Below are 3569 nucleotides of genomic sequence, written 5' to 3'. Positions count from 1 at the left end.
CGCGAGACCGTGCACACGCTCGACCGCGAACGCGGCACGATGGGCAACCACGCGTTCTACCTGTCGATCCCGCCGAAGGACTTCCCGCTCGTCGCGAAGCAGCTGAAGGCGTCGGGCCTGGTGGACGACACGTCCGCCGGCGACACCAGCTGGCGCCGCGTCGTGATCGAGAAGCCGTTCGGCAGCGACCTGCAGAGCGCGCGCTCCCTCAACGAAGCCCTCGAAGTCGCCTTCCCCGCCGACTCGATCTTCCGCATCGACCACTACCTCGGTAAGGAGACGGTGCAGAACATCCTCGCGCTGCGCTTCGCCAACGAGCTGTTCGAGCCGCTGTGGAACCGCAACTACGTCGACCACGTGCAGATCACCATGGCCGAGGACATCGGCGTGGGCGGCCGTGCCGGGTACTACGACGGCATCGGCGCGGCCCGCGACGTCATCCAGAACCATCTGCTGCAGCTGCTGGCCCTCACCGCCATGGAGGAGCCGATTTCGCTGGATGCCACACATCTGCGTGCCGAGAAGGAGAAGGTGCTCGCGGCGGTGCGGCTGCCCGAGGATCTTTCCACCGCGACCGCACGCGGCCAGTACGCCGGTGGATGGCAGGGCGGCGAGAAGGTGACCGGTTTCCTCGACGAGGACGGCATGGACCCGGCATCCACAACCGAGACCTACGCCGCGATCAAGCTCGAGATCGCCACGCGGCGTTGGGCGGGCGTGCCCTTCTACCTGCGCACGGGAAAGCGACTGGGGCGACGGGTCACCGAGATCGCCGTCGTCTTCAACCGCGCACCGCAGCACCTGTTCCTGCGCAACCAGACCACCGAGCAAGGGCAGAACGCCCTGGTGATCCGCGTGCAGCCCGACGAGGGCGTCACCATCCGCTTCGGCTCGAAGGTTCCGGGGGCCGCCACCGAGGTGCGCGACGTCACGATGGACTTCGGCTACGGCCACGCTTTCACCGAGTCGAGCCCCGAGGCCTACGAGCGCCTCATCCTCGACGTGCTGCTGGGCGACCCGCCCCTGTTCCCCCGCCACGAAGAGGTCGAGCTGAGCTGGCGCATCCTCGACCCCGTCGAGGAGTTCTGGGCCGCACAGCGCGGACCCCTCGAACAGTACTCCCCGGGTTCTTGGGGGCCGCCGTCGGCGGATGAACTGCTGGCCCGCGACGGCCGCGTCTGGAGGCGTCCATGATCGTCGATCTGCCCGACACCACGGTGTCCCAGGTCGCCCGCTCGCTGGTGAAGGTGCGCGAGGAGGGCGGCGCGGTCGCCCTCGGACGCGTGCTGACGCTCGTGATCGCCACGTCGCACGGCCTCGAAGAGGACGCGATCGACGCCGCCAACGACGCCTCGCGGGAGCACCCCATGCGGGTGATCGTGCTGATGACGCACCCTGACGGCGACGCGCGCCTCGACGCGCAGATCCGCGTCGGCGGCGATGCCGGTGCCAGTGAGGTCATCGTGCTGCATGCGCACGGCGACGCCGCGAGCAACCCCGACAGCCTCATCACGGGACTACTGCTGCCCGATGCGCCAGTCGTGGCCTGGTGGCCCGACCATCCGCCGGCGGTTCCCGCCGAGTCCGGCATCGGCCGCATCGCCCAGCGCCGCATCACCGACGCGTCGACGAGGCCTTTCGCCGACGACCGGCTCACGACGCTCTCGCGCACGTACGCCCCCGGCGACACCGACCTGGCATGGACGCGCCTCACGCACTGGCGCGAGCAGCTCGCCGCGGTGCTCGACCAGCCGCCCTACGAGCCGGTCACGGCCGTCGAGGTCGTCGGCAGCGGCAGTTCGCCGTCGACGGCGCTCCTGGCCGCGTGGCTGCGGTTGAAGCTCGAAGTCCCCGTCACCTGGCGGTACGCCTCCCCCGAGGAGTGGGACCACGGGATCCGCTCGGTGCGTCTGACGCGCTCCTCCGGCGACATCGTGCTCGAGCGCGCCAACGACATCGACGCCCACCTCTCCCAGCCGCAGCAGCCGGGACACGACATCGTCCTGCCACGCCGCACGCTGCGCGAATGCCTGGCCGAGGAGCTGCGCAGGCTCGATCCGGACGTCCTGTATGGGCGGGTCATCACCCAGGGCTGGGAGTTGCTCGGTCCCGCCGCGATCGGGGAGAAGCATGTCTGAGTTCTTCGCCGAGAAGCGCGTCGTCGTACGCCCGGACCCCGAGCACGTTGCCCGCTCCGTGGCCACGCGATTCCTCTCCCGGCTCGCCAAGCGCACCCGCGACGGTCGGGTCACCCATGTCTCGCTGACCGGCGGCGTCATGGGCACCTCGGTGCTTCGCGCCCTGGGTGGCCATCGCAAGCTCGACAGCGTGGACTGGTCCCTCGTGCACTTCTGGTGGACGGACGAGAGGTTCGTCCCGCGAGACAGCGACGAGCGCAACGAGAAGACCGCGCACACCGAGCTGTTCTCGCGCATCGACGTCCCCGCCGAGAACATCCACCCCATCCCCGCGTCCGACGCCGGCGTCGATCTCGATGCCGCGGCCGAAGCCTACGCGCGCGAGCTCGCGGGGAGCCGACGGCCACATCGCGTCGCTCTTCCCGGACCGCCCGGAGATCCAGATCACCGATCGCGCCGTGGTCGCCGTGCGCGACTCCCCCAAGCCGCCGCCGGAGCGGGTGACGATGACCCGTCCGGTGATCAACTCCGCCGCTCGCGTGTGGATGGTGCTGGCCGGGGCCGACAAGGCCGCAGCCCTCGGACTCGCCCTCGCCGGTGCAAGCTACGACAGCGTCCCTGCCGCCGGAGCCAAGGGTCGCAAGCGCACGGTGCTCTTCGTCGACGCGGCCGCCGCCGCGCAGGTGCCGCCCGAGCTCATCGACGGCGAATACTGAGGCGGGCCGGCGGACCCGGACACGAAGAAGGGGATGCCGCGAGGCATCCCCTTCTTCCGCTCTCGTGAGCGGTCGTCACATACCGCGGCGCTCGCGCAGCTGCTGCAGAGCGTCGTCGAGGAGCGTCACGGCCTCTTCGTCGGTGCGGCGCTCCTTCACGTAGGCCAGGTGCGTCTTGTAGGGCTCCGGCTTGGCCAGAGCGGGCGGGTTCTGCTGATCGCGACCGGCGGGCAGGCCGGAGTGCGGGGAGTCGATCGTGTCGGGGATCTCCTCCTCGGAGATGCCGGCGGCGAAATGGCGCACCGTCTCATTGCCGAGGGCGTCCCAATACGACACCGCCACGCGGTCCGCGTGGAACCCGTGGTCCTGCTCGCCCATCGGGCCTGCGCCCACCCGCGTGCCGCGGATGGCGTTTCCACCTGTAGCCATGTCAGATTCCCTGGAACTTGGTGATCAGGCCGAGGGCCACGATCGAGACGAACCACGCCAGCGCGAGGATGACGGTGAAGCGGTTGAGGTTGCGTTCGGCCAGGCCGGACGAGCCCATCGCCGAGGTCATCCCCCCGCCGAACATGTCGGACAGACCGCCGCCACGTCCCTTGTGGAGCAGGATGAGAAGGGTCAGCAGCAAGCTGGTGATGCCCAGCATCACCTGCAGGACGAACTCGAGAACTGGCACAGTCGTAGAAGCCTTTCGCTGTGGTCCCTGCGGACC

Annotated in this window: 4 protein-coding genes and 1 pseudogene; 3 read left to right on the top strand and 2 right to left on the bottom strand. The window is 69.6% G+C overall.

The genetic code is table 11. The features are described 5' to 3' along the window. The 3 genes and pseudogenes from zwf to pgl all read left to right on the top strand — a co-directional run. The coding region (gene zwf / locus NQ160_RS20730; protein ID WP_257516977.1) for a glucose-6-phosphate dehydrogenase at positions 1–1194 on the top strand (1194 nt) is incomplete at its 5' end. Then, the gene (locus NQ160_RS20725; RefSeq protein WP_257516976.1) at positions 1191–2138 is read left to right on the top strand and encodes a glucose-6-phosphate dehydrogenase assembly protein OpcA; all 948 of its coding nucleotides are present in this window, start codon (positions 1191–1193) and stop codon (positions 2136–2138) included. The genes zwf and NQ160_RS20725, both read left to right, overlap by 4 nt. Further along, a pseudogene (pgl, locus tag NQ160_RS20720) lies at positions 2131–2854 on the top strand (6-phosphogluconolactonase). Before NQ160_RS20725 ends, pgl begins: the two are co-directional and overlap by 8 nt. A 75-nt stretch (positions 2855–2929) precedes the next feature. Here pgl and NQ160_RS20715 read toward each other — a convergent pair. Together NQ160_RS20715 and secG are read right to left on the bottom strand one after the other, a co-directional pair. Next, positions 2930–3283, bottom strand: a complete 354-nt coding sequence (locus tag NQ160_RS20715; RefSeq protein ID WP_257516975.1) for an RNA polymerase-binding protein RbpA — start codon at positions 3281–3283, stop codon at positions 2930–2932. Between the two features lies 1 nt (position 3284). Then, positions 3285–3503, bottom strand: a complete 219-nt coding sequence (secG, locus tag NQ160_RS20710; protein ID WP_306813406.1) for a preprotein translocase subunit SecG — start codon at positions 3501–3503, stop codon at positions 3285–3287. Positions 3504–3569: the final 66 nt, after the last annotated feature.

It is taken from the genome of Microbacterium sp. zg.Y909 (genome assembly GCF_024626565.1).
The sequence above is the reverse complement of the archived record's forward strand: the minus strand, read 5'-3'. Positions and strand labels throughout refer to the sequence as shown.

Excerpts from the sequence above, each read along its gene's own strand:
- secG (WP_306813406.1), bottom strand. The coding sequence starts at position 3,503 with ATGCTGGGCATCACCAGCTTGCTGCTGACCCTTCTCATCCTGCTCCAC.
- NQ160_RS20725 (WP_257516976.1), top strand. The coding sequence starts at position 1,191 with ATGATCGTCGATCTGCCCGACACCACGGTGTCCCAGGTCGCCCGCTCG.
- NQ160_RS20715 (WP_257516975.1), bottom strand. The coding sequence starts at position 3,283 with ATGGCTACAGGTGGAAACGCCATCCGCGGCACGCGGGTGGGCGCAGGC.